Origin of the sequence: Pseudomonas sp. NFR02, from assembly GCF_900119375.1 — a bacterium.
Lineage (GTDB): Bacteria > Pseudomonadota > Gammaproteobacteria > Pseudomonadales > Pseudomonadaceae > Aquipseudomonas > Aquipseudomonas paracarnis.
In genome coordinates this window covers 685,656-711,286 of record NZ_FPJJ01000001.1, presented here as the reverse complement: position 1 = coordinate 711,286, position 25,631 = coordinate 685,656, and the positions used below count along the sequence as shown (strand labels likewise).

The following is a 25,631-nucleotide window of genomic DNA, read 5'->3' as shown; positions in this document are numbered from 1 at the left end:
ACTGCTGAACGCTTATGCGTCGGGTGCAGCCTTGGCAGCCGGCTCACTGTTTTCGTAGATATACAGTGGCTTGGACTTGCCTTCGATCACGCTTTCATCGATCACCACTTTACTCACCTCAGACTGCGAGGGGATTTCGTACATGGTGTCGAGCAACACGCCTTCGAGGATAGAACGCAGGCCACGTGCACCGGTCTTACGCTCCAGTGCTCGCTTGGCCACCGATTTCAGCGCGTCGGTCCGGAACTCGAGGTCTACACCTTCCATCTCGAACAATTTGCCGTATTGCTTGGTCAGGGCGTTTTTCGGCTCGGTGAGGATCTGGATCAAAGCCGCCTCATCCAACTCGTCCAACGTGGCCAGGACCGGCAGACGGCCAACGAATTCCGGGATCAGACCGAACTTGACCAGATCGTCAGGCTCGACTTCACGCAGGGACTCGCCCACCTTCTTGCCCTCTTCCTTGCTGCGCACTTCCGCACTGAAACCAATGCCGCCACGGGTGGAACGCTGCTGAATCACCTTCTCCAGACCGGAGAACGCACCGCCACAAATGAACAGGATGTTACGCGTATCAACCTGAAGGAATTCCTGCTGCGGATGCTTGCGACCACCTTGCGGCGGTACGGACGCAACCGTGCCTTCGATCAGTTTCAACAGGGCCTGCTGCACGCCTTCACCGGAAACGTCCCGGGTGATCGACGGGTTATCAGACTTGCGCGAGATCTTGTCGATCTCGTCGATGTAGACAATACCCATCTGGGCTTTCTCTACGTCGTAGTCGCACTTCTGCAGCAGTTTCTGAATGATGTTCTCGACATCTTCACCCACGTAGCCAGCCTCGGTGAGGGTGGTGGCGTCGGCGATGGTGAACGGAACGTTCAGCAGGCGAGCGAGGGTTTCTGCAAGCAGGGTTTTACCCGAGCCTGTAGGACCGATCAGCAAGATGTTGCTCTTGCCGAGTTCAACCTCATCACCTTTCTTGTCACGCTGGTTCAAGCGCTTGTAGTGGTTGTACACCGCTACGGCCAGAACCTTCTTTGCACGTTCTTGACCAATGACGTACTGGTCAAGGATGCCGCTGATTTCTTTAGGCGAAGGTAATTTATGCGCACTGCTCTCGGCCTGGGCTTCCTGCACCTCCTCACGGATGATGTCATTGCACAGGTCGACGCATTCGTCGCAGATAAACACCGAGGGGCCGGCAATCAATTTGCGTACTTCATGCTGGCTTTTGCCACAGAAGGAGCAATAGAGCAGCTTGCCGTTGTCCTCGCCGTTGCGGGTGTCAGTCATTCGTTCGATCCAAATCCGATAGGCTTGCAACACAAGATGAAGGCTTATGCGGGCTTTTTCAAGCCCGCCAGTGGTCGGACATGCCGACCAGCCCTATTTTGAGCGGCTTATATTAAGCGGGGCGCTTGTCGATCACTGCGTCGATCAACCCGTATTCCTTGGCGGCTTCAGCGCTCATGAAATTGTCACGGTTGGTATCGCGCTCGATTTCTTCCAGGGTGCGCCCGCTGTGCTTGGCCATCAGCGTGTTGAGACGCTCACGAATGAAGAGGATTTCCTTGGCGTGGATTTCGATGTCCGACGCCTGGCCCTGGAAACCGCCCAGCGGCTGGTGAATCATCACGCGCGAGTTCGGCAGGCAGAAACGCTTGCCTTCGGCACCCGCAGTCAGCAGGAAGGCGCCCATGCTGCACGCCTGGCCAATACAGGTGGTCGACACGTTTGGCTTGATGAACTGCATGGTGTCGTAGATCGACATGCCCGCAGTCACCGAACCGCCCGGTGAGTTGATGTAGAGATGGATGTCCTTGTCCGGGTTTTCCGCTTCAAGGAACAGCAATTGCGCACAGATCAGGTTGGCCATGTAGTCCTCTACCGGGCCAACCAGAAAGATCACTCGCTCCTTGAGCAGGCGCGAGTAGATGTCGTAGGCGCGTTCGCCACGAGCGGACTGCTCGACAACCATCGGGACCAAGCCGCCTGCGGCCTGGATATCAGAGTTCTGCTGAATATAGGAATTACGGAACATGCTCTGCAGTTACTCCCAAATAGTCATGTCTTGAAAACGCATAAGCCAGCGCGAGGCTGGCTTATGGTTGAATTTCCAACGAGTTGGACAATCAGTCGGCTTGTGCTGCTTCCGCCGGTTTGACTGCTTCTTCGTAAGAGACCGCTTTATCGGTCACCTTAGCCTTCTGCAGAACAGTATCCACAACTTGTTCTTCCAGCACAACCGAACGTACTTCGTTCATCTGCTGCTCATTCTTGTAGTACCAAGCCACGACCTGCTCAGGCTCCTGGTAGGCCGAAGCCATTTCCTGGATCATTTCACGAACGCGGTCTTCGTCTGGCTTGAGGTCGAACTGCTTGACCACTTCAGCCACGATCAGGCCCAGCACAACGCGGCGCTTGGCTTGCTCTTCGAACAGCTCGGCCGGCAGTTGGTCAGGCTTGATGTTGCCACCAAACTGCTGAACCGCTTGAACGCGCAGGCGATCCACTTCGTTGGACAGCAGGGCCTTAGGCACTTCGATCGGGTTGGCGGCCAGCAGACCGTCCATGACCTGGTTCTTGACCTTGGACTTGATAGCCTGGCGCAGCTCACGCTCCATGTTCTTGCGAACTTCGGTGCGGAAGCCTTCGATGCCGGTTTCCTTGATGCCGAACTGGGCGAAGAACTCTTCGTTCAGCTCTGGCAGCTTAGGCTCGGAAACGCTGTTGACGGTAACGGTGAACTCGGCGGCTTTGCCAGCCAGGTCCAGGTTCTGGTAGTCAGCAGGGAAAGTCAGGTTCAGAACGCGCTCTTCGCCGGCTTTGGCGCCAACCAGGCCGTCCTCGAAACCAGGGATCATGCGGTTGGAACCCAGCACCAGTTGAGTGCCCTTTGCGGAGCCGCCAGCGAAGACTTCGCCGTCAACCTTGCCAACGAAATCGATGTTCAGTTGGTCTTCGTTCTGGGCGGCACGGTCGGCCACTTCAAAACGAGTGTTCTGCTTGCGCAGGATTTCCAGCATGTTGTCCAGGTCCGAATCGGCCACTTCGGCGCTCAGACGCTCGATTTCGATACCGTCGAAACCGGCCACTTCAAATTCCGGGAACACTTCGAATACGGCAACGTATTCCAGGTCCTTGCCCGCTTCCAGGGACTTGGGCTCGATCGAAGGCGAGCCTGCCGGGTTCAGCTTTTGCTCGACAACGGCTTCGTAGAAAGAAGCCTGGATCACGTCACCTACAGCTTCCTGGCGCGCATCGGCACCAAAACGACGCTTGATTTCGCTCATCGGCACTTTGCCTGGACGGAAACCAGCGATCTTGGCCTTTTGGGCAGTCTGCTGCAGACGCTTGTTGACCGCAGTCTCGATACGCTCTGCCGGCACGGTGATGCTCAGGCGGCGCTCGAGAGCAGTAGTATTTTCAACAGAAACTTGCATGGATATTCCTCGTTGCACAGACATTAGCCGGCCATTTCCGACCCCAATCAAGGGCATGCATTCTAGTGGGTCAAACTCAAGAAGTCACCCTACTGAAAACACAGCGGAAAACAGCCGGCAATTTATCGGTACGAAAGCACTGAAGTACCTCGCCCCGGTGACAAATACAGCCAAATTGCGCCAGGGCTCTGCGCCGCCCCTCTCTATATATAGAAGGAACACGCATCCATCTCCCTGACGGCCCGCCCTGCGAACAGAGCGAGCAAGCAACGCGGCATCATCGAGATACACAAATACGACGACACGCCCTGCCGGGGCAGCCCAGCACCTGCGACCACCCAATCTCAAACCGCCAAAACCAAAAAAGGCGCCAGACTGTTAAATCTGGCGCCTTTCGAATATGGGGTGGACGAAGGGGATCGAACCCTCGACAACGGGAGTCACAATCCCGTGCTCTACCAACTGAGCTACGCCCACCATATTGCGTTAACAAAGAAACCAAACCACTTCTTTGTTGAGCCCTGCCCCGCCTGACGACCGGGAAAAGCTTTAATTGGTGCGGATGAAGAGACTCGAACTCTTACGCCTCGCGGCGCTGGAACCTAAATCCAGTGTGTCTACCAATTCCACCACATCCGCGCTTGAAGCTCTTAAAGCAAAGGCGCCAGACTGTTAAATCTGGCGCCTTTTCAGAATATGGGGTGGACGAAGGGGATCGAACCCTCGACAACGGGAGTCACAATCCCGTGCTCTACCAACTGAGCTACGCCCACCATATAGCGCTACTTGTGCCAAAGCTGCCTAATGGCGCACCCGGCAGGACTCGAACCTGCGACCATCCGCTTAGAAGGCGGATGCTCTATCCAGCTGAGCTACGGGCGCCTTATTAATCTGTACTCTTGGAGGATTACAAACTAAGTGCTTCCAGCCTTGCAGTACAACTATTCTGCTCGACCTTCTTAACCAGTGCTAGGCTGTGCCCGACAAGTGCGACGAATAGTATAGATGCCCCGGAAACCCGTCAAATCTTTTTTGAAAAAAACTGATTTTATTTAAGGGGTTAGGGCAATTTGCAGACCAAGCGCCTTTGCCCTCGCGCCTTGGCATGCGAGAATGCGCGCACTTTTCTTCCCCCTCTCGATGGTTAATCACGCGTAATGACTGCACAACTTATCGACGGCAAATCAATCGCCGCCAGCCTGCGCCAGCAGATCGCCAAACGAGTCACCGAGCGCAGCCAGCAAGGCCTGCGCACGCCTGGCCTCGCGGTGATCCTGGTCGGCAGCGATCCTGCCTCTCAGGTTTATGTCTCGCACAAGCGTAAAGACTGTGAAGAGGTCGGCTTTATTTCCAAGGCCTATGACTTGCCTTCGGACACCACTCAACAGGCCCTGACCGACCTGATTGACAGCCTCAACGATGACCCGAACATGGACGGCATCCTGCTGCAACTTCCACTGCCCGAGCACCTGGACGCCTCCAAGCTCCTGGAGCGCATCCGCCCGGACAAAGACGTCGACGGTTTCCACCCTTATAACGTCGGCCGCCTGGCCCAACGCATTCCCCTGCTGCGCCCATGCACCCCCAAAGGCATCATGACGCTGCTGGAAAGCACCGGTGTCGACCTGTATGGCCTTGACGCTGTGGTGGTGGGCGCATCGAACATCGTCGGTCGCCCGATGGCCATGGAGCTGCTGCTGGCCGGCTGCACCGTGACCGTCACCCACCGCTTCACCAAGGACCTGGCCGGCCACGTCGGCCGCGCTGACCTGGTGGTAGTCGCCGCCGGCAAGCCAGGCCTGGTCAAGGGTGAGTGGATCAAGGAAGGCGCTATCGTCATCGACGTGGGCATCAACCGCCAGGAAGACGGAAAGTTGGTGGGCGACGTGGTGTATGAAACCGCCCTGCCCCGCGCTGGCTGGATCACGCCGGTTCCAGGCGGTGTCGGGCCGATGACCCGGGCGTGCCTGTTGGAAAATACGCTGTATGCCGCAGAAACCCTACACGGCTGATAACCAGGCATGATGAAAAAGCCCTGCTTTATCGCAGGGCTTTTTAATGCCCGTGAAAAACCCTTGTTGCAGGCTGTTAGTGCATTAAACAAACTAGCCAAAAGCCGCCACTCTTCCGGATTCGAAATGCCTGGCATCTTCCCAAAGCCAGCCTTGCCTGGTATCGCGCTCAGGCGGTGGCGCTTGTTGCACCGAGTCAAACAAGCCCACGCTGCGCAGTTGTTCAACGTCACCCAATCCACTATTTCGCGCTGGGAAAGCGGCGTACAGGCAATCGACCCCTGCGCGCACCAACAGCTTGAGCAATTGCTCGCCGCCCGCCTTGATGCGGCCGCCGATCAAGCCTTGGCCCGCCTGGTCAGGGAAAGCTCACGACCCGTTCATCTCATGTGCGACCTGACCCATCGTCTGCTGGCTTGCTCCCCTGCCCGCGCAGCCCAGTTCGCAAGCCCCGTCAGCGAATTGCTGGGGCGTTCGCTATGGCGCTTTGCGACACCGGAAATCATCAGCAAGGAGCTCTCCCTGGATGAATCCGGGTGGAGGGAAGTCAGTGCGCCACCGGCGATCGAGTTCGTCACCGGCCACAATGACTCACTTGTTGTGCCTATCAGCCAGAGCGCCTGTCGGTGGACGCGCATTCCTCTTTCAGACGGTACATCGGCGCGTTTGGTGGAGACGCTTTGACTGCCCTGCGCTATGCATATTGTATGCGTGGACGCACAGCCTACCCGGGCTTAATCTGACTCCAATAGCATAGCCTTCGCCACCGGAGACAGAGAACTTCATGAACATCGACAAAATCAAAGGGCGCCTCGAATTCCTGCGCGAAACGGAAAAACTCAAGGACGTTCTCAGAAGTGCACACACCTCTTCCGGGCGCACGGAAAGCACGGCGGAACACAGTTGGCGTCTTTGCCTGATGGCTATTGTTTTCGAGGACCAACTGGCCGAACTAGACATGCTGAAGATCCTCAAGATGTGCGTCATTCACGATCTGGGTGAGGCCATCAGCGGAGACATTCCAGCCGTCAGCCAGGCGGCGTTTCCCAACAAGGGCGAGCAAGAGAGAAACGATCTTCTGCTTCTGACCTCTGCGCTGGATGAACCGCTGAAAGCTGAGATATTGGCGCTCTGGGATGACTATGAGCACGCACAGTCTGCGGAGGCAAAAGCCGTCAAGGCGCTGGACAAGCTGGAAACGCTGCTCCAGCACAATCAGGGCAAGAACCCACCGGACTTCAATTACGAGTTCAATCTGGCTTACGGCAAGAAGTACACAGATGCCAACCCTCTGTTTGAGCAACTTCGACATCTTATCGATGAGGACACTCGGGAAAAAATATCAAAGCAGTAGGTAAAAATCGCTACAAGCCCGACCAATCATCGGCTTACAGCCTTTATTTAAAGGCTCTCTATCGCTTTCTGATCCATACTCCTAAAATGTAACGTCATTTGTCACAAGATCCGTTTCACAACGGCATTTCCTTACTTTTTAGCGAGTTCATCCGCGTGAAAATTCGTCTTTCTATTGTCAGCCTGTTTTTTGCTTTGGCAGGTACCTTCGCCCACGCCGCCGAAACCACCCTGGCCCCGCGTGACGCCTCCAAGCTGCAGATCGCCTCCGGCAGCGCCATGCTGGTCGATTTGCAGACCAATAAAGTCATTTATTCCAGCAACCCCGACGTGGTGGTACCTATCGCTTCGGTGAGCAAGCTGATGACCGGCCTGATCGTCCTCGAAGCCAAGCAGAATATGGACGAGTACATCGACATCAACATCACCGACACGCCCGAGATGAAAGGCGTGTTCTCCCGGGTGAAGATCGGTAGCCAGATGCCGCGCAAGGAAATGCTGCTGATCGCGCTGATGTCTTCGGAAAACCGCGCCGCTGCGAGCCTGGCCCACCATTATCCTGGCGGTTACGCAGCCTTTATCGCGGCGATGAACGCCAAGGCCAAGTCCTTGGGCATGACCAGCACCCACTACGTGGAGCCCACCGGCCTGTCGATCCATAACGTGTCGACCGCCCGCGACCTGAGCAAGCTGCTGGCCTATGCGCGTAAATTCCCGATGCTGAGCCAGCTGAGCACCACCAAGGAAAAGACCGTGTCGTTCCGCAAGCCCAACTACACCTTGGGCTTCTCCAACACCGACCACCTGATCAACCGCGCCAACTGGGATATCAAGCTGACCAAGACCGGCTTCACCAACCAGGCCGGCCACTGCCTGGTGCTGGTGACGAGCATGGGCAATCGCCCGGTGTCGCTGGTGATCCTGGATGCCTTTGGCAAGTTCACCCATTTTGCCGATGCCAGCCGTATTCGTAGCTGGGTCGAGACCGGCAAAGGCGGCGCAGTGCCGGATGTGGCGCTGCGTTACAAGGCCGATAAAAACCTCAAGAATCGAGCGACTGCTACGGAAGTACGTCGATAAACAGCGATTTTAGTGTGGGAGCGGGCTTGCTCGCGAATGCGGTGGGTCAGCCTAAGCATTCAGCGACTGACACTGCGCCTTCGCGAGCAAGCCCGCTCCCACATTTGAGTTTCACTTCTTCTCTGCCAACACCTTGAGCGCTTGGGCCGCCGCTTGCTCCTGCCCCGCCTGGGCCGTGGCATTGGCCGCATCGCGCCAGCGCTGCGCGTCCACATTGGCCGGCAACTGGCTCGGGCGCTGGGTCAGGATGGCCCAATGGCCCGCGCCCTTCCACGCCGACTCAAAGTCGCTGAAGCTCATGCTCAAGCGGCGCTCATTGCCTGAGCGCAACAGCACCGTACTCTTCTGCTGGTTGAACCCCACCACCACGACATAACGCGCCCCGGACCAATAGCTGGCGTTGATCCGCGCCATCACCGGGTAACCCGCCGCCACCTGCGCCAGCACGGCGGTCAGCTTGGCCTCCAATGGGTACACCATCAGCCCGTACTCACGCGCCAGCACCTGCATGTTGCGCTCAAGGCCCGCCTCGGCGCCGGGCAGGCGCAGCGGCTTATCAAGCAAACCCGGTGTCATGACAATGCCTTGTTGCGACAGCATGCTGGCAAGTGCCGTAGGACCGCTCTGATAAGCCTCACTGCGAAAGGTCGGCACGCCATTGAGTTCGACGCGCTCGGGCAAGCCAGGCAGTTTCGATGGAGTGTTGCTGGAACAGGCCGCCAACCCAAGGGCAACGGCCAGTAGCAAGGAAGTTTTAAGGTTCGACCGTAAGCGCAATTTTTTCACTCTCTTGATCAACTGCCGGTAAAGGCCCCGATCATAGCCCAATCGCGCTTTCTCTATCCCGTAGGAGCGAGCTTGCTCGCGAAAAACTTACAGGCGCCGCGTTTATTCAGGAAGCCTGCGTCATCGTTGACGTTTTTCGCGAGCAAGCTCGCTCCTACAGGGGGCGGCGCAAGATATCTATAGCCGACGCGTGCAATAAAGCGGTGACGATAGAGCAAACAAGTTGGACGGACTCGACCATTGGTCAATAGCAGGCAACCGCCGGCTGGCTAGACTGTCCATTGAGAAGACTGTGTGTGCCCCAAGTGGGCGAAAGGAGGCCCGAATGAGCCTTGCGACAACGATTTTCCTGTTGATCTGTGGTTGGCTGGCCGTCGCCGCCGCCATGCTGTGGGGGGTCATGCGCGTGACGCGCCGGCATCATCATCCCCACGTCAAACCTGCTGAACCCGCCGAGCCACGCAAGACGACGGCGCATCACGCCTAGCCAGGCATGCAATTGAAGTCCTGGGTGGCGGCAATTTCCTTGCCGTGGCCGTCCTCAAGGGACGCACGCACCGTGGTGCCCAGGCTCGACTCCACCAGGGTGTAGTGCTCACCTGCCTTGAAGTGCTTGTACTCGATGCGGCCCTGGCAGTCCTGCTGGTTGTCATCACCCGGCTCGTCTTCAAATAAAGTCACGTCCAGGCGATGGTCCCCCGGGGTCACTTCAAAATAGCGCCCATCGTCCACACGCTTGCCATCGACACGCTCGGCCATCAGGTCATTCGGCGCTTCTTCCTGCAAGCCGATCCAGGCTTGGCTGGGGTCCGCCTTGGGGATCGGGCCGGCGCACGCCGACAACAAACAGACAAAGCCAAGGACGGGAACTAACAACAGCGGTTTGAGTGACATGACAGCGCTCCAAAGGGCAGATGTAAAAAGGGCGTATCCGATGGCTGACAAGCTTGATCAGCCGCCCTTCCTGGAACAAATGAATCCCTATGAAAGTATCTTCAGCCCTTGACTAAAACTTCCTTCACCTGGCTGAAAGGTGCGTGTTAGGTGGGTCGGTCAAGACTGCCGGGGTTTGCAATCCTGCTCTTCTCGGAGACTCACGCATGCTCGGGCTGGTAAAGACCGCACTGCACAAGCCGTACACCTTCATCGTGCTGGCTATATTCCTCTGCATCATCGGGCCGATGGCGGCCCTGCGCACGCCCACGGATGTTTTTCCCGATATCGGCATTCCCGTGGTCGCCGTGGTCTGGCAGTACAACGGCCTGTCCCCGGACGCCATGGCCGGTCGGGTGATCTACACCTACGAACGCTCCCTGAGCACCACCGTCAACGACATCGAACATATCGAGTCGCAATCGCTGCCCGGCATGGGCATCGTCAAGATCTTCTTCCAGCCTGGCGTCGATATCCGTACCGCCAACGCCCAGGTCACGGCGGTGTCACAGACTGTGCTCAAGCAAATGCCACCGGGCATCACCCCGCCGCTGATCCTCAACTACAGCGCCTCCACGGTGCCGATCCTGCAAATGGCGTTTTCCAGCCCCAGCCTGTCGGAAGCCAAAATTCGCGACCTGGTGCAGAACAATATCCGCCTGCCCTTGAGCGCCCTGCCTGGCCTGGCCATGCCTACACCGATGGGCGGCAAGCAACGGCAGATCACCCTCGACCTCGACCCTCAGGCGCTGGCCGCCAAAGGCTTGTCGGCCCAGGATGTGGGCAATGCCCTGGCGCTGCAGAACCAGATCATCCCGGTGGGCACCGCCAAGCTGGGCCTCAACGAATACACGATCCTGCTCAATAACAGCCCCAAGGCCATCGATGAACTCAACGACCTGCCGATCAAGACGGTTGACGGGGCGCTGATCACCATCGGCCAAGTGGCCCACGTGCGCGACGGTTCACCGCCGCAAACCAATATCGTGCGGGTCGACGGCCATCGCGCCGTGCTGATGCCGGCGCTGAAAAACGGCAGCATCTCCACCCTGTCGATCATCGACGGTATCCGGCAGATGCTGCCGCGCATCAACGAAACCCTGCCGCCGTCGCTGAAAACCTCGCTGCTGGGCGATGCCTCGGCGTTCGTCAAGCAGTCGGTGGGCAGCGTGGCCCAGGAAGGCATCATTGCTGCACTGCTCACCAGTGCGATGATCCTGCTGTTTCTCGGCAGTTGGCGCTCGACCTTGATCATCGCCGCGTCGATTCCCCTGGCGGTGCTCTCGGCCATCGCGCTATTGGCTGTCAGTGGGCAAACCCTCAACGTCATGACGTTGGGCGGGCTGGCGTTGGCGGTGGGCATCCTGGTGGACGACGCCACGGTGACCATCGAAAACATCAACTGGCACCTGGAGCAAGGCAAGGCGGTGAAGGCCGCGATTCTCGACGGCGCCGCGCAAATCGTCGGCCCGGCGTTCGTCTCGCTGTTGTGCATCTGCATCGTGTTCGTGCCGATGTTTTTGCTGCAAGGCATCGCCGGTTACCTGTTCCGGCCAATGGCGCTGGCGGTGATCTTTGCCATGGCCAGTTCGTTCATTCTCTCGCGCACCCTGGTGCCGACACTGGCGATGTTTTTGCTCAAACCGCATAGGCCGGAGCCAGGCGCGGGGCATCATCCGGAAGATGCATTCATCAATCACCACGAGGGTGAACAACACCCGAAACCACGCAATGCGTTGCTGCAATCGGTGCTGAATTTTCAACAGGGATTCGAGCGGCACTTTTCCAATGTCCGCGACACCTACCATGGCCTGCTGACGCTGGCACTGGGCGCACGCAAGCGCTTCATTGTCGGGTTCCTGGCCTGCGTACTCGCGTCGTTCCTGTTGTTGCCGAGCCTGGGCCAGGACTTTTTCCCGGCCACCGATGCGGGTGCCTTGGCCCTGCATGTGCGCTTGCCACTGGGCACGCGCATCGAGGAAAGCGCCGCGGCGTTCGACCGCATCGAAGCGCGGATCCGCGAGGTCATCCCCGCCGAAGAGCTGGACACCATCGTCGATAATATTGGCATTCCGCTCAGCGGCATCGACATGGCCTACAGCAGCAGCGGCACCATCGGCCCGCAGGATGGCGATATTCAAGTCAGCTTGAAAACGCACCACGCGCCCACCGCCGACTATGTGAAAAAACTGCGCGAAGCCCTGCCGCAAAGTTTCCCCGGCAGCCACTTTGCGTTCCTGCCCGCCGACATCAGCAGCCAGATCCTCAACTTCGGCGCCCCCGCCCCGCTGGACGTCAAAATCTCCGGGCGCAATGACGCAGAAAACCGCGCTTATGCCGTCGAGCTTGAACGGCGCTTGCAGCATGTACCGGGGATTGCCGACCTGCGCATCCAGCAGTCCACCGGCTACCCCTCGCTGCAAGTAAACGTGGACCGCATGCGCGCTAACGGCCTGGGCATTACCGAGCGTGATGTTACCAACAGCATGGTCGCCTCCCTCGCCGGCAGCTCGCAAACCGCGCCGACCTTCTGGCTCAACCCGGCCAATGGCGTGTCTTATTCCATCGTCGCTGCCACCCCGCAATACCGTCTCGACAGCCTGCCGTCCCTGGAAGCGCTGCCGGTGACCGGTGCCAATGGCCAGGCGCAAATCCTCGGCGGCGTGGCAACTATTTCCCGGGTACAAAGCCCGGCCGTGGTGACCCACTACAACATCGAACCGACCCTGGACCTGTACGCCAACGTGCAAGGTCGCGACCTCGGCGGTGTGGCCCGCGATGTGCAAAAGGTGCTGGATGACACGGCGTCCATGCGCCCCAAAGGCGCGACCATCAGCCTGCACGGGCAGATCGATGCGCTGCATGAGGCGTTCAGTGGTTTGAGCTTCGGACTGCTCGGCGCGGTGGTGCTGATCTACTTGCTGATCGTGGTCAACTTCCAGTCGTGGGCTGACCCCTTTGTGATCATCACGGCGTTGCCGGCAGCATTGGCGGGCATCGTGTGGATGCTGTTCCTCAGTGGCACCTCGTTGTCGGTGCCAGCACTCACCGGGGCCATCTTGTGCATGGGTGTGGCGACCGCCAACTCGATCCTGGTGGTGAGCTTCTGCCGTGAGCGCCTGGCCGAACACGGCGATGCGTTGAAAGCCGCGCTGGAAGCCGGCTACACACGCTTTCGCCCGGTGTGCATGACCGCCCTGGCAATGATCATTGGCATGTTGCCCCTGGCGATTTCCGAGGAGCAGAACGCCCCGCTCGGCCGGGCGGTCATCGGTGGCCTGGTCTTCGCCACCATCGCCACTTTGTTGTTTGTTCCCGTGGTCTTCAGCCTGGTCCACGGTCGTCATCCTACTCGCGCAACTGCTGGAGAAACGCCCCATGTCGCCTGATCAAAAACCCTCGCGCAAGCGCCTGATGCTCCTGGGTGTCGGTGGCCTGACGTTGGCTGCCTTGCTGGTCGCCAGCGGCCTGCACGCGCGTACGCTGCACGAGCAATCGGTCACTGCCTGGACCGAAGCCGCCGCCGTCCCCCAGGTGATGGTGTTCCAACCCAAGCCAAACGCCGGCGGTGACACCCTGCGCCTGCCCGCCCACCTGGAGGCGTGGAGCAAGGCGGCTATCCATGCGCGGGTGAGCGGCTACTTGAAGGACTGGAAAGTCGACATCGGGACCCAGGTCAAGACCGGGCAAATCCTCGCCGAAATCGACAGCCCCGACCTCGACCAACAACTGGCCCAGGCCCATGCGCGCCTGATCCAGCAACAAGCCAATGCACGCCTGGCAGCCACCACGGCGACCCGCTGGCAAAACCTGCTGGCCAGCCATTCGGTATCGCGCCAGGACGCCGATGAGAAAACCTCCAACGCCGCAGCCGCCAAGGCCAACACCGAAGCCGCTGCAGCAGACTATGCGCGACTGTGCGCCCTGGAAAGCTACAAGACCCTGCGCGCGCCGTTCGCCGGCACCATCACCGCCCGCAACACGGACATCGGCCAGTTGATCAAAGCCGATAACGCCAGCGATCCAGAACTGTTCAACATTGCCGACACCCACCAATTGCGCTTGTACGTGCCGGTGCCGCAGAACTATGCAGCGGTCATTCATGCGGGCCTTGAGGTCGAACTGACCGTCCCCGAGCACCCCGGCGAGCATTTCAAGGCACGCCTGATCGGTGACTCCACCGCCATCGACCGCCGCTCCGGCACCCTGCTGGCCCAGTTCGTCGCCGACAACCCCAACGGCGAACTGCTGCCGGGCGACTACGCCGAAGTCACCCTACCGATTCCGGCTGACACCCATGGCGTAAGCATCCCGGCCAGCGCCTTGATCTTCCGCGCCCAGGGCACCCAGGTTGCGGTGCTGGACGGGCGCAATCATGTGCACCTGCAAGACATTCATATTGGCCTGGACCTCGGCGAGCGCTTGGTGATCGACCAAGGCCTGAAGCCTGCTGACCACATCATCGACAACCCGCCCGACGCCCTGCGCGAAGGCGACCCAGTGCAACTGGCCGCCGCCTCGGGAGGTGCGCATGCGCCCAAGGCTTAAGTCGCTGGCGGCACTGATGGTGCTGGCGTTGCAGGGTTGCTCGATGGCGCCCACCTATACGGTGCCGTCGATTGACCTGCCCGCCCACTACCGCGAACAAACCAGCGAAGGCCCCTGGCACAGCGCGCAACCGTCAGACCAACTGGCGCCCCAGTGGTGGCAGCTCTACAACGATTCGCGCCTGAACGCGCTGCAGCAGCAACTGCTCAAGGCCAACCCGGACCTGGCCGCGGCGCTGGCGCACTTCGATGCGTCCCAGGCCTATGCCAGTCAACTGCACGCGGGCCTTTTCCCGCAAATCACCGCCAGCGTGCAACCGCTGCGCCAGCGTCAATCGGATTCACGACCGTTACGCGGTACTACACAGCCGTCGGTGTACAACAGCAATACCGCTGGGTTCTCCCTGGGATACGACCTCGACCTGTGGGGCAGAATCCGCAACCAGGTCGCCGCGGGCGATGCCCAGGCACAAGCGTCCTTTGATGATTTGGCGGTGGTGCGCTTGAGCCTCCAACAGCAGTTGGCGAGCCTGTATGTACAGCTCAATGGGCTGGATGCGCAGCGCCGAATCCTGAGCACTTCGTTGCAAGACTTCAGCCAGGCGCTGCAACTGACCCGCAGCCGTTATGAAGGCCAGATTGCCTCGGAATTGGACCTGACCCGCGCGCAGAACCAACTGGCCGAAGCCAAGGCGCAGCTGGACGAAGTGCGTGGCCAGCGCAACCTCGCCGAACATGCCATCGGCGAATTGGTGGGCGTGACGGCCAGTGAGTTTTCACTGCCGCCCAGCTCGCAGTTAATGGCGTTGCCAGGCATTCCGGCGCAGTTGCCCAGCCACCTGCTGCAGCGTCGTCCGGACATTGCCGCAGCTGAACGTCGCGTGTTTGCGGCCAACGCAACGATCGGCGTGGCCAAGGCAGCGTGGTTTCCGGATTTCAGTTTGACCGGTGTGCTGGGCGGGCAGACCCAAGGTGTTGGCAACCTGCTGTCCGCCGGCAACCGGTATTGGGCACTGGGGCCGCTGATGAACCTGCCGATCTTCGACGGCGGGCGCTTGAGCGCCAACGAGCGCCAGGCCAAGGCCGAGTTCGAGGAGGCCGCGGCACAGTACCGTAGCCACGTATTGAAAGCCGTGCGCGAGGTGGAAGATAACCTCGCGCAACTGCGGGATCTGCAGCAGCAAGCCGAGGACGAGCAAGCGGCGGCAGAGGCGGCGCAACATACCCAGGCCTTGGCGATGAACAGCTATCAGGCCGGGGCAGTGAGCTATCTGGATGTGGTCACCGCCCAAACCGCCGCGTTGCAGGCACAGAGAACGTTGCAGGCGGTGCAGACCCGGCAGTTGCAGGCGAGCGTAGGGCTGTTGACCGCACTGGGCGGCGGCTGGCAGCCGGGTTAATACCCACTGATCGTTCCCACGCTCTGCGTGGGAACGCCGCTCAGGACGCTCTGCGTCTGCCTCTAAAATCGTGACGCGGAGCGTCACAGGGTGCATTCCCACGCGGAGCGTGGGAACGATCAGGCCGCGAGCTGGCCGCTGGCGATGGCCGCTGAAGCGGCCACCATCGCCCGCAACAACACCGCACACCCCGCCGCCAGATCATCCGGCGCGGCATTTTCGATTTCGTTATGGCTGATGCCGCCTTCACACGGCACAAAGATCATCCCCGCCGGGCCAAGCTCAGCGACGAAGATCGCGTCGTGCCCTGCCCCGCTGACGATGTCCAGGTTCGACAAGCCCAAACCATTGGCGGCATTGCGCACTGCCTCCACGCAGCTTTTGTCGAAGTACAGCGGCGGGAAGTCCGCCGTAGGCTGCATGTCGAAACTCAAGCCATGTTTGGCGCAGGTGTCTTCGATCACCTGACGCACCTGGGCAATCATCGAATCCAGCCGCGCCGGTTCAAGATGACGAAAATCCAGAGTCATGCGCACTTCACCGGGAATCACGTTGCGCGATCCCGGATACGCTTGCAGGCACCCCACCGTGCCGCATGCATGGGGCTGGTGCGCCAACGCCGCCGCGTTCACGGCGGCCACCACCGCTGCCGCGCCGACCAGGGCGTCCTTGCGCAAGTGCATGGGTGTAGGGCCGGCATGGGCCTCAACACCGCGCAGCTTCAGGTCAAACCACTTTTGCCCGAGGGCGCCGAGCACCACGCCGATGGTTTTGTGTTCATCCTCCAGAATCGGCCCTTGTTCGATATGGGCTTCGAAATACGCGCCGACCTTGTGCCCGCTGACCGGCCGCGTTCCCGCATAGCCAATCGCGTTCAACGCCTCCTCCACGCTGACGCCGTCCGCATCGACCTTGGCCAGGGTATCGGCCAGGGTGAACTTCTCGGCAAACACCCCTGAGCCCATCATGCACGGCGGGAAGCGCGAGCCTTCTTCGTTGGTCCACACCACCACTTCCAGCGGCGCCTCGGTTTCCACCTTGAGGTCGTTGAGGGTGCGCAGCACTTCCACACCGGCCAGCACGCCGAAGCAACCGTCGAACTTACCGCCGGTGGGCTGGGTGTCGATATGGCTGCCGGTCATCACCGGTGGCAGGTCGGGATTGCGACCGGGGCGGCGCGCAAAGATATTGCCGATGCCGTCGATGGTCACGGTGCAACCCGCCGCTTCACACCACTGCACGAAGAGGTCGCGAGCCTTGCGGTCGAGGTCGGTGAGGGCCAGGCGACACACACCGCCCTTGGGCGTGGCGCCGAGTTTGGCCAGGTCCATCAGCGACTGCCACAGACGGTCGCGATTGATGTGCTGATGGGGCGATTGCAGAACGTCGAGGGCAGCGTTCATGGGGGTCTCCTCAGGCTGATTTTCTTATGAGTCGGCTCGATCCAACTGTGTAAAGAAGTCAAAAATGTGGGAGCGGGCTTGCTCGCGAAAGCGGTGTGTCAGTCACCGAAAATGTCGCTTGGACTACCGCATTCGCGAGCAAGCCCGCTCCCACATTTGGATTGCATTTCAACGCATTACAACGGCGCCTTGGCGGTGATCGGGCTCGCCCCGCGCTTGGCGTTCAAGCCGTAATACAACACCCCGCCCAACGCCGAGCCGGTGAACCAGCCGTAGCTGTAGAACCAGCTGAACGCATCGCTGCCCAGCGACAGCAGCGTCAGCACCACCGGTACGCCAAAGGCGATAAAGCCGCTCCAGTTCCAGGCCGGGTACACGTCGTCGCGGTACAGGCCGGCCAGGTCCAACTGTTGTCTGCGGGTGATGAAATAGTCCACCACCATGATCCCGGCAATCGGCCCCAGCAGGCTTGAATAACCCAGCAGCCAATTGGAATACACGGTTTCAAGACTCACGTCCGAGACGATCAGCCCGAGTTTTTTCAGCAGTTCATGGGCCATCAGCGCCAGCCCTACCAGGCCGGTGAGGATCACCGCCGTGGTGCGGTTGATCAGCTTGGGCGCGATGTTCTGGAAGTCGTTGGTGGGCGAGACGATGTTCGCCGCGGTATTGGTGGACAAGGTCGCGACGATGATCAGCGCCATGGCGATGGCCACCCACACCGGGCTCTGGATATGCCCGATCAGGCTCACCGGGTCGGAGACGCTCACCCCCACCAGTTTCACCGAGGCGGCGGTCATCACCACGCCGAGGGCGGCGAACAGGAACATGGTCAGCGGCAAGCCGAAAATCTGCCCCAGAATCTGGTCTTTCTGGCTCTTGGCGTAGCGGCTGAAATCCGGAATGTTCAATGACAATGTGGCCCAGAAACCCACCATCGCCGTGAGCCCCGCCATGAAGTAACCGGTGAGGCTGGCGCCTTCGGGGCGCTTGGGTGGGATCGCCATCAACTCGCTGAGGGACACGTTGGGCATCGCCCATACCAGCAGCCCAACCCCCACCGCCACCAACAACGGCGCCGACAAGGTTTCCAGGCGCTTGATCGACTCGGCGCCACGCAGCACCACCCACAGATTCAAGCACCAGAACAGCATGAAACCGATCACCTCTCCGGTACCGCCGAGGGCTTTCCAGCCGTCGAAAATCGAGCCCAGGAACAGGTGGATCGCCAGCCCGCCGAACATCGTCTGGATACCAAACCAGCCGCAGGCCACCAGCGCGCGGATCAGGCACGGTACGTTGGAGCCGAGGATGCCAAAGGACGAACGCAACAGCACCGGAAACGGAATGCCGTACTTGGTGCCGGGAAACGCGTTTAGGGTCAGCGGGATCAACACCACGATATTGGCCAGCAGGATCGCTACCAGCGCCTCCCCCACCGACAGCCCGAAATACGCCGTGAGCACCCCGCCCAGGGTGTAGGTGGGCACGCAGATCGACATGCCGACCCATAGCGCCGTGATGTGCCATTTGTTCCAGGTGCGCTCGTGCACTTTGGTGGGTGCCATGTCGTGGTTGTAGCGAGGGCTGTCGAGGACGTCGGGGCCGGCGTCGAGTTCGTACAGGCCGTTGCGCTCGATGACTTGCGATCTGTTCTGTTGCATGGCCGCTCCACGGTTTTTTAAAATTATTGTTGCTCACCTGCACGCTAGGTTCAGGTGGCCGGAGTACCGCATCGACAACATGACATCCAGGGTTCCGGCCAACTGCCCGTGCACTCAATAACCGTGCCGACAACCGTCTCTGAACCCGCACCGCTTATATAACGTGCTGATGTTTATCAGCTTTCCAATTGAACCTGCGGTACTTGCCGCATGCGTCAGGCTAAACAATACGCAAGTTGCCAGAACCTTCAGGTCTCAATCTGGTGCATCACAATTATTTTTATTTATCGACGGCGTCAAGCGGCATATCTCAAGCGCCTGATTTGCAATAAGAAATATTGATCAGATCAAGAACCTGTCAAGTGCGTCAAAACAGGGTGGGCATGCTTCATTTTGGTGAAAATAGGATTTTTCTTATAAATATCAACAAGATGAAACACACAAAAGTTTGCGAAAAATCTGCTTGCTCATTCGAAAAACTCGGGCTAGTTTCTATTCCTGTCACCGATGACAGGAATTAACCGACCCTCGGTGCGCAGTATTACAACACTTAGAACTGGCACAAGCCGGTCAAGCCTGTGAGGAACTCGACATGTCGCTGTTGATCCGTGGCGCCACCGTTATTACCCATGATGAAAGTTACCGCGCCGATGTGTTATGTGCGGAGGGTCTAATTCGCGCCATTGGCACGAATCTGGATATTCCCGCAGGCACTGAAATACTCGATGGCAGCGGCCAATACTTGATGCCGGGCGGCATCGACCCCCATACCCATATGCAACTGCCCTTCATGGGCACGGTGGCCAGTGAAGACTTTTTCAGTGGTACGGCGGCAGGCTTGGCCGGTGGTACCACGTCGATCATCGACTTCGTGATTCCCAACCCGCAGCAATCGCTGATGGAAGCTTTCCACCAGTGGCGCGGCTGGGCCGAAAAGTCCGCCGCCGACTACGGGTTTCACGTAGCGATCACCTGGTGGAGTGAGCAGGTACGTGAGGAAATGGCCGAGTTGGTCAGCCATCACGGCATCAACAGCTTCAAGCATTTCATGGCCTACAAGAACGCGATCATGGCGGCCGATGACACCTTGGTCGCCAGTTTCGAACGCTGCCTGGAACTCGGCGCCGTGCCCACCGTGCATGCCGAAAATGGCGAGCTGGTGTATCACCTGCAACGCAAACTGATGGCCCAGGGCATCACCGGGCCGGAAGCCCATCCGCTGTCGCGCCCGTCCCAGGTGGAAGGCGAAGCGGCCAGCCGTGCCATCCGGATTGCCGAGACCATCGGCACGCCGCTGTACCTGGTGCATGTGTCGACGAAAGAAGCCCTGGATGAAATCACCTATGCCCGAGGCAAAGGCCAGGCGGTGTACGGTGAAGTGCTCGCCGGCCACCTGTTGCTCGATGACAGTGTGTACCAGCACCCCGACTGGCAGACCGCCGCCGGCTATGTAATGAGCCCGCCATTCCGCCCACGCGGGCATCAAGAGGCGCTGTGGCACGGCCTGCAAGCGGGCAACCTGCACACCACCGCCACCGACCACTGCTGTTTCTGCGCCGAGCAAAAAGCCGCCGGGCGTGACGACTTCAGCAAGATCCCCAACGGCACCGCCGGCATTGAAGACCGCATGGCGCTGCTGTGGCACGAAGGGGTCAATACCGGGCGTTTATCGATGCAAGAATTTGTCGCGCTGACCTCCACCAACACCGCGAAGATTTTCAACCTCTACCCCCGTAAAGGCGCGATACGCGTGGGCGCCGATGCCGACCTGGTGCTATGGGACCCCGAGGGCACGCGGACCATTTCCGCCAAGACCCACCATCAGCAGGTGGACTTCAACATCTTCGAAGGCAAGACCGTGCGCGGCGTGCCCAGCCGCACCATCAGCCAGGGCAAGCTGGTGTGGGCCGATGGTGACCTGCGCGCCGAGCGAGGGGCCGGACGATATGTGGAGCGGCCGGCGTATCCGTCGGTGTTCGAGCAGTTGAGCAAGCGGGCAGCGCTTTGCAAGCCAGTGGCCGTGAACCGCTGAGTCCAAAAAAAGCGGACGCGGAGCGTCCAGTGAGGCATTCCCACGCAGAGCGTGGGAACGATCGCCCATCAGAGGCAGCACCTCAATAACCGTGAGGCCAACACCGTGATCCAGACCCTGACCCACCTCCCCCACCCCCGCGAAGACGGGGCCACCCTCGCCAGCCACTTCACCGACCTGGCACCGCCCCTCAACGCACGCCAGGCCCAACTGGAAGCCTCGCGCTGCCTGTACTGCTACGACGCGCCTTGTGTGAATGCGTGCCCCAGCGAGATCGATATCCCCTCGTTCATCCGCAATATCCACACCGAAAACGTGCAGGGGGCCGCGCAAAAAATCCTCTCGGCCAACATCCTCGGTGGTAGTTGCGCACGGGTGTGCCCGACGGAAATCCTTTGCCAGCAAGCCTGCGTACGCAATAACGCCGAAGAATGCGCCCCCGTGCTGATCGGCCTGCTGCAACGCTACGCCATCGACAACGCGCACTTCAGCGAACACCCGTTCCAACGCGCCGCGTCCACCGGCAAGCGTATCGCCGTGGTCGGCGCCGGGCCTGCCGGTTTGGCCTGCGCTCACCGCGCCGCCTTGCACGGTCATGACGTGGTGATATTCGAGGCGCGGGAAAAAGCCGGCGGCCTGAATGAATACGGAATCGCCAAATACAAACTGGTGGACGACTTCGCCCAGAAGGAACTGGATTTCCTCCTGCAGATTGGCGGCATCGAGGTTCGCCACGGCCAGCGCCTGGGTGACAACCTGACCTTGAGCGAACTGCACCATCAGTTCGATTCGGTGTTCCTCGGCCTGGGGCTCGCTGCCAGCAAACAGCTGGGCCTGCCCTTTGAGGACGCCCCCGGCCTGCTCGCCGCCACCGACTATATCCGCGAACTGCGCCAGGCCGACGACCTCACCCAACTGCCCCTGGCCGACCGCTGCATCGTGCTCGGCGCCGGCAACACCGCCATCGACATGGCCGTGCAGATGGCCCGCCTCGGTGCCCGCGATGTCAACCTGGTGTACCGCCGTGGTCTGGCCGACATGGGCGCAACCCACCACGAACAGGACATCGCCAAGGCCAATCAAGTCCGGCTGTTGACCTGGGCCCAACCCGACGAGGTGTTACTCGACGACCAAGGCCGCGTACGCGGCATGCGCTTTGCCCGCACCCGCCTGGAGAACGGTCGCCTGCTGCCTACCGGGGAAACCTTCGAACTGGCCGCCGATGCGATCTTCAAGGCGATCGGGCAAGGCTTCGACAACGACGCCCTGCACGACCCGCTGGCCCAGCAGCTGCACCGCGTCGGCGAGCGCATCTTCGTCGATGAGCAACTGCGCACCAGCATCCCAGGGGTGTATGCCGGCGGTGATTGCGTCAGCCTCGGCCAGGACCTAACCGTTCAGGCGGTACAACATGGCAAGCGGGCCGCCGAAGCCATGCATGCCCAACTCATGCTGACTGTGGAGGCTGCGTAATGGCCGATCTCTCGATTGTATTCGCCGGTATCAAAGCGCCCAATCCGTTCTGGCTGGCCTCCGCGCCGCCCACCGACAAAGCCTACAACGTGGTGCGCGCCTTCGAGGCCGGCTGGGGTGGCGTCGTGTGGAAAACTCTGGGGGAAGACCCGGCGGCGGTGAACGTGTCGTCGCGTTACTCCGCGCACTATGGCGCCAACCGCGAAGTGCTGGGCATCAACAATATCGAACTGATCACCGACCGTTCCCTGGAGATCAACCTGCGGGAAATCACCCAGGTGAAAAAGGACTGGCCGGACCGCGCACTGATCGTCTCGCTGATGGTGCCTTGTGTCGAAGCGTCCTGGAAAAACATCCTGCCCTTGGTAGAGGCGACCGGCTGCGACGGCATCGAGCTGAACTTCGGCTGCCCTCACGGCATGCCCGAACGGGGCATGGGCGCCGCCGTCGGCCAGGTGCCGGAGTACGTGGAGCAAGTGACGCGCTGGTGCAAGACCTATTGCTCGCTGCCGGTGATCGTCAAACTCACGCCGAACATCACCGACATCCGCGTGGCGGCGCGAGCGGCCTATCGCGGTGGCGCCGATGCGGTGTCGCTGATCAACACCATCAACTCCATCACCAGCGTGGACCTGGAACGCATGGTCGCGCTGCCGGTGGTCGGCACCCAGAGTACCCATGGCGGTTACTGCGGCTCGGCGGTGAAGCCGATTGCATTGAACATGGTCGCCGAAATCGCCCGGGACCCACAGACCAACGGCCTACCGATCTGCGGCATCGGCGGCATCGGTACCTGGCGCGACGCCGCGGAATTCGTCGCCCTGGGCTGCGGCGCGGTGCAGGTGTGCACGGCGGCGATGCTGCATGGGTTTCGCATCGTTGAAGAGATGAAGGACGGCTTGTCGCGCTGGATGGACAGCCAGGGCCATGCCAACCTGCAGGCGTTTTCCGGGCGGGCGGTGGGCAATACCACAGACTGGAAGTACTTGGACATCAACTACCAGGTCATCGCCAAGATTGATCAAGCGGCGTGCATTGGCTGTGGGCGTTGCCATATTGCCTGCGAGGACACCTCGCACCAGGCCATTGCCAGCTTGAAGCAGGCTGATGGCACGCATCTGTATGAGGTGATCGACGATGAGTGCGTGGGCTGCAACCTGTGCCAGATCACCTGCCCGGTGGCCGGCTGCATCGAGATGGTGCCGATCGATAACGGCAAGCCGTTTTTGAACTGGACGCAGGACCCGCGCAATCCTTACCGCGAAGCGGTGTAACCCTTGCCCCTCGTTCCCACGCTCCGCGTGGGAACGATCAGCTCAGGGTTCCAAGCCAATCCCGCGCAAAATCACACCGGTCACTGTCTGAATGGCCTTCTCGAACTGCCTGTCCGACAACGGCTGGTGATCATTCAAAATCTTCACTTGGTGGTCAAAGTCGGCATAGTGCTGGGTCGAGGCCCAGATCATGTACAGCAGGCTCGAGGGCTCCACCGGCAGGATGCGTTTGTCTTGCACCCATTGGCGAATCTTCGCTTCCTTCATCTTGGCCCAGTCGTACAGGCTTTCATCCAGGGCCTCGCCGAGTGTGGGCGCGCCGTGGATGATTTCATTGGCCCAGACCTTGGAACCATACGGACGCGTGCGCGAGCGCTGCATCTTGGCGCGGATGTAGCTGCTGAGCACCACACGGGGGTCGTCAAAGGTTTCAAAGCTCAGGGCGTCCTGCTTCCACAATTCCAGCAGGTCGAACAGCACCGCGCTGTACAGCTCGCTCTTGGTGGTGAAGTAGTAATGCAGGTTGGAGCGCGGCAGTTGCGCTTCTTCGGCGATGTCGGCCATGGCGGTGCTGCCATAGCCTTTGTTGGCGAAGACCTTCTCCGCCGCCAGCAGGATTTTCTCGACGTTGACCCGACGAATTCCGATCTTGTGATTGCCCATAAGGGCTCCCTGACAACAACACGGCCTAAAGACTACCACCGGCTCTAGATCGGGGCGACAGGCCAAGCCGAAACTTCGTACACTGCCGGCTCCTATCCTCTGATCGGTGTTGAACAATGTTGCTCAAGAAGTCCCTGACCGCTGCTGTCCTGTTCACTGCCCTGCTGGGCGCTTCTGCCGCGTTTGCCCACGCCCACCTCAAGAGCGCGCAGCCTGCGGCTGACAGCCGCGTCGCCGCCCCCACAGACCTGCGCCTGACCTTCAGCGAAGGCGTCGAAGCCACCTTTACCAAGGTCTCCCTGAGCAAGGACGGCACCGAAATTGCCATCAAGGGCCTGGAAACCCCGGACGCCGACAAGAAAACCCTGGTGGTCACGCCTGCCGCTCCGCTGGCAAGCGGCACGTATAAGGTCGAATGGCATGCGGTGTCCGTCGACACTCACAAAAGCGAAGGCACTTACAGCTTCAAGGTCGGCCAATAACCCATGGCAACCCTGCTGGTGCTGTGCCGCTTCCTGCACTTTTGCGTCGTGTTGCTGATGTTCGGGGCCTGGGTGTTCAGGCCCTGGCTGCTCGGCGCTCACGTCGTGCAGCCGACACTGGACCGGCAATTGCTGCGCATCACCCGTGGCCTGGCCAGCCTGGGGCTGCTCACCGGGGTTGCGTGGCTGCTGTTGATCACCGCCAGCATGGCTGGCAGTTGGGACTCGGCGCTGCAACCGGCCACGGTGCAGTTGGTGCTGGGCAAAACCTTTTTTGGCCAGGTATGGACCTGGCATCTGCTGTTTAACCTGCTGCTGGTGATCGTGCTGATCAAGCCCTGGCCGGCCTTGCGCTTGCCGCTGCTCGCCCTGCTGCTGGCGACCCTGGCCCCCGTAGGCCACGGCGCCATGCTCGACGGGCTGAGTGGGCGGTTGCTGATCCTTAACCAGGTGGTGCACCTGCTGTGCGTGGGGGCCTGGCTCGGGGGGTTGCTGGTGTTGGTGCTGATCCTCAGGCAGGCGCATGACCAGCGCTTGGAACCGATTCTGCATCGCTTCAGTGGTGTGGGCTATGGCCTGGTCGCCGGCCTGTTGGTGACTGGCTTGATCAACGTGCGGGTGCTCACTGGGCAACTGTGGCCCACGCCGCTGTTCCAAGGGTTTGCCTTGATTTTGCTGATCAAGGTGGGGCTGGTGCTGGGCATGCTCGGGTTGGCGCTGTTGAATCGGTTGCGTATCAAACGCTGCGAGCAACGCCTGGGCAGTTTGAAAGCCAGCGTGATGATGGAGTGGCTGTTGGGCATTGCAGCGGTGGCTGCGGTTTCCCTGCTTGGCACCCTGCCGCCGATGGTCATGGCTGGCTGAAAAGTCTTGTGCAATGCAATCAACGTGGGAGCTGGCTTGCCTGCGATGGCGGTGGATCAGTGACTGCATACTGTCTGACTCGTCGCCATTGCAGGCAAGCCAGCTCCCACACTGACCGTGCCCCATCAGTTGAATCGTTTCACCCAAGTCATCGTATAACTTCTGCTTGACACGCCCTCAAAACCTAGCAAATATCGCGCTCAATGTTGTACGACAACG

The 25,631-nt window shown here is 60.1% G+C and carries 21 protein-coding genes and 4 tRNA genes; 13 read left to right on the top strand and 12 right to left on the bottom strand.

The window, feature by feature from the left end:
- Positions 1–12 precede the first annotated feature (12 nt).
- From clpX to BT199_RS03360, 7 genes are all read right to left on the bottom strand, one after another.
- A complete protein-coding gene (clpX, locus tag BT199_RS03390) occupies positions 13–1,296 on the bottom strand; it encodes an ATP-dependent Clp protease ATP-binding subunit ClpX (protein ID WP_003192254.1) in 1,284 nt (427 codons plus the stop codon).
- Between the two features lie 112 nt (positions 1,297–1,408).
- Positions 1,409–2,044, bottom strand: coding sequence for an ATP-dependent Clp endopeptidase proteolytic subunit ClpP (gene clpP, locus BT199_RS03385; protein WP_003192255.1), 636 nt, complete (start codon positions 2,042–2,044; stop codon positions 1,409–1,411).
- Positions 2,045–2,135: 91 nt separating this feature from the next.
- On the bottom strand, positions 2,136–3,446 hold the full coding sequence (gene tig, locus BT199_RS03380; RefSeq protein WP_014718988.1) for a trigger factor: 1,311 nt from the start codon (positions 3,444–3,446) through the stop codon (positions 2,136–2,138).
- 401 nt (positions 3,447–3,847) lie between these two features.
- Positions 3,848–3,923 (bottom strand) — tRNA-His (locus BT199_RS03375).
- A 77-nt stretch (positions 3,924–4,000) separates the two neighbouring features.
- Positions 4,001–4,085, bottom strand: a tRNA-Leu gene (locus tag BT199_RS03370).
- Positions 4,086–4,143: 58 nt separating this feature from the next.
- Positions 4,144–4,219, bottom strand: a tRNA-His gene (locus BT199_RS03365).
- Positions 4,220–4,251: 32 nt separating this feature from the next.
- Positions 4,252–4,328: transfer RNA gene (locus BT199_RS03360), tRNA-Arg, on the bottom strand.
- 275 nt (positions 4,329–4,603) lie between these two features.
- Between BT199_RS03360 and folD the strand changes: the two genes are divergently transcribed.
- The 4 genes from folD to pbpG all read left to right on the top strand — a co-directional run bounded on the left by folD (position 4,604) and on the right by pbpG (position 7,891).
- Positions 4,604–5,458, top strand: coding sequence for a bifunctional methylenetetrahydrofolate dehydrogenase/methenyltetrahydrofolate cyclohydrolase FolD (gene folD / locus BT199_RS03355; protein WP_014718989.1), 855 nt, complete (start codon positions 4,604–4,606; stop codon positions 5,456–5,458).
- Positions 5,459–5,584: 126 nt separating this feature from the next.
- A complete protein-coding gene (locus tag BT199_RS03350) occupies positions 5,585–6,142 on the top strand; it encodes a helix-turn-helix domain-containing protein (RefSeq protein ID WP_072433877.1) in 558 nt (185 codons plus the stop codon).
- Between the two features lie 100 nt (positions 6,143–6,242).
- Entirely contained in the window at positions 6,243–6,812 is a 570-nt protein-coding gene (locus BT199_RS03345) for an HD domain-containing protein (protein ID WP_072433876.1), read from the top strand.
- A gap of 155 nt (positions 6,813–6,967) precedes the next feature.
- A complete protein-coding gene (gene pbpG / locus BT199_RS03340; RefSeq protein WP_072434112.1) occupies positions 6,968–7,891 on the top strand; it encodes a D-alanyl-D-alanine endopeptidase in 924 nt (307 codons plus the stop codon).
- A 111-nt stretch (positions 7,892–8,002) separates the two neighbouring features.
- On the opposite strand, the gene BT199_RS03335 is transcribed toward pbpG, so the two are convergent.
- Positions 8,003–8,668, bottom strand: a complete 666-nt coding sequence (locus BT199_RS03335; RefSeq protein WP_034134471.1) for a peptidase C39 family protein — start codon at positions 8,666–8,668, stop codon at positions 8,003–8,005.
- 334 nt (positions 8,669–9,002) lie between these two features.
- Between BT199_RS03335 and BT199_RS27170 the strand changes: the two genes are divergently transcribed.
- A complete protein-coding gene (locus BT199_RS27170; protein ID WP_003192266.1) occupies positions 9,003–9,164 on the top strand; it encodes a hypothetical protein in 162 nt (53 codons plus the stop codon).
- On the opposite strand, the gene BT199_RS03330 is transcribed toward BT199_RS27170, so the two are convergent.
- Complete coding sequence (locus tag BT199_RS03330; protein WP_003192269.1) at positions 9,161–9,571, bottom strand: PA0061/PA0062 family lipoprotein; 411 nt, start codon at positions 9,569–9,571, stop codon at positions 9,161–9,163. The genes BT199_RS27170 and BT199_RS03330 overlap by 4 nt on opposite strands.
- Before the next feature lie 206 nt (positions 9,572–9,777).
- Between BT199_RS03330 and BT199_RS03325 the strand changes: the two genes are divergently transcribed.
- From BT199_RS03325 to BT199_RS03315, 3 genes are read left to right on the top strand one after another with little or no spacing between them, the layout of a single operon-like run.
- Entirely contained in the window at positions 9,778–12,999 is a 3,222-nt protein-coding gene (locus BT199_RS03325) for an efflux RND transporter permease subunit (protein ID WP_072433875.1), read from the top strand.
- Positions 12,989–14,158, top strand: a complete 1,170-nt coding sequence (locus BT199_RS03320) for an efflux RND transporter periplasmic adaptor subunit (RefSeq protein ID WP_072433873.1) — start codon at positions 12,989–12,991, stop codon at positions 14,156–14,158. The genes BT199_RS03325 and BT199_RS03320 overlap by 11 nt, the downstream gene beginning before the upstream one ends.
- Complete coding sequence (locus BT199_RS03315; RefSeq protein ID WP_072433872.1) at positions 14,142–15,557, top strand: efflux transporter outer membrane subunit; 1,416 nt, start codon at positions 14,142–14,144, stop codon at positions 15,555–15,557. Before BT199_RS03320 ends, BT199_RS03315 begins: the two co-directional genes overlap by 17 nt.
- A gap of 119 nt (positions 15,558–15,676) precedes the next feature.
- Here the strand turns inward: BT199_RS03315 and BT199_RS03310 are convergent, their stop codons facing one another.
- Both BT199_RS03310 and BT199_RS03305 read right to left on the bottom strand, forming a co-directional pair.
- Positions 15,677–16,960, bottom strand: a complete 1,284-nt coding sequence (locus BT199_RS03310; RefSeq protein WP_072433870.1) for a Zn-dependent hydrolase — start codon at positions 16,958–16,960, stop codon at positions 15,677–15,679.
- Between the two features lie 176 nt (positions 16,961–17,136).
- Positions 17,137–18,624, bottom strand: a complete 1,488-nt coding sequence (locus tag BT199_RS03305) for an NCS1 family nucleobase:cation symporter-1 (RefSeq protein WP_019818076.1) — start codon at positions 18,622–18,624, stop codon at positions 17,137–17,139.
- A 592-nt stretch (positions 18,625–19,216) separates the two neighbouring features.
- On the opposite strand from BT199_RS03305, the gene hydA reads away from it, so the two are divergent.
- The 3 genes from hydA to preA all read left to right on the top strand — a co-directional run bounded on the left by hydA (position 19,217) and on the right by preA (position 23,403).
- Positions 19,217–20,656: a dihydropyrimidinase gene (gene hydA, locus BT199_RS03300; protein ID WP_072433869.1), complete on the top strand. Its 1,440-nt coding sequence runs from the start codon at positions 19,217–19,219 to the stop codon at positions 20,654–20,656.
- A gap of 105 nt (positions 20,657–20,761) precedes the next feature.
- Complete coding sequence (locus BT199_RS03295) at positions 20,762–22,129, top strand: NAD(P)-dependent oxidoreductase (RefSeq protein WP_072434111.1); 1,368 nt, start codon at positions 20,762–20,764, stop codon at positions 22,127–22,129.
- Positions 22,129–23,403: an NAD-dependent dihydropyrimidine dehydrogenase subunit PreA gene (gene preA, locus BT199_RS03290; RefSeq protein WP_014718999.1), complete on the top strand. Its 1,275-nt coding sequence runs from the start codon at positions 22,129–22,131 to the stop codon at positions 23,401–23,403. Before BT199_RS03295 ends, preA begins: the two co-directional genes overlap by 1 nt.
- Before the next feature lie 42 nt (positions 23,404–23,445).
- Here the strand turns inward: preA and BT199_RS03285 are convergent, their stop codons facing one another.
- Positions 23,446–24,066 carry a TetR/AcrR family transcriptional regulator gene (locus tag BT199_RS03285; RefSeq protein ID WP_014719000.1) on the bottom strand — a complete coding sequence of 207 codons (621 nt, stop codon included), beginning with the start codon at positions 24,064–24,066 and terminating at the stop codon, positions 23,446–23,448.
- Positions 24,067–24,182: 116 nt separating this feature from the next.
- Here BT199_RS03285 and copC point away from each other — a divergent pair, with 116 nt between their 5' ends.
- Positions 24,183–24,548, top strand: coding sequence for a copper homeostasis periplasmic binding protein CopC (copC, locus tag BT199_RS03280; RefSeq protein WP_014719001.1), 366 nt, complete (start codon positions 24,183–24,185; stop codon positions 24,546–24,548).
- Between the two features lie 3 nt (positions 24,549–24,551).
- Positions 24,552–25,412, top strand: a complete 861-nt coding sequence (gene copD, locus BT199_RS03275; protein ID WP_014719002.1) for a copper homeostasis membrane protein CopD — start codon at positions 24,552–24,554, stop codon at positions 25,410–25,412.
- The last annotated feature ends 219 nt before the right edge of the window (positions 25,413–25,631 follow it).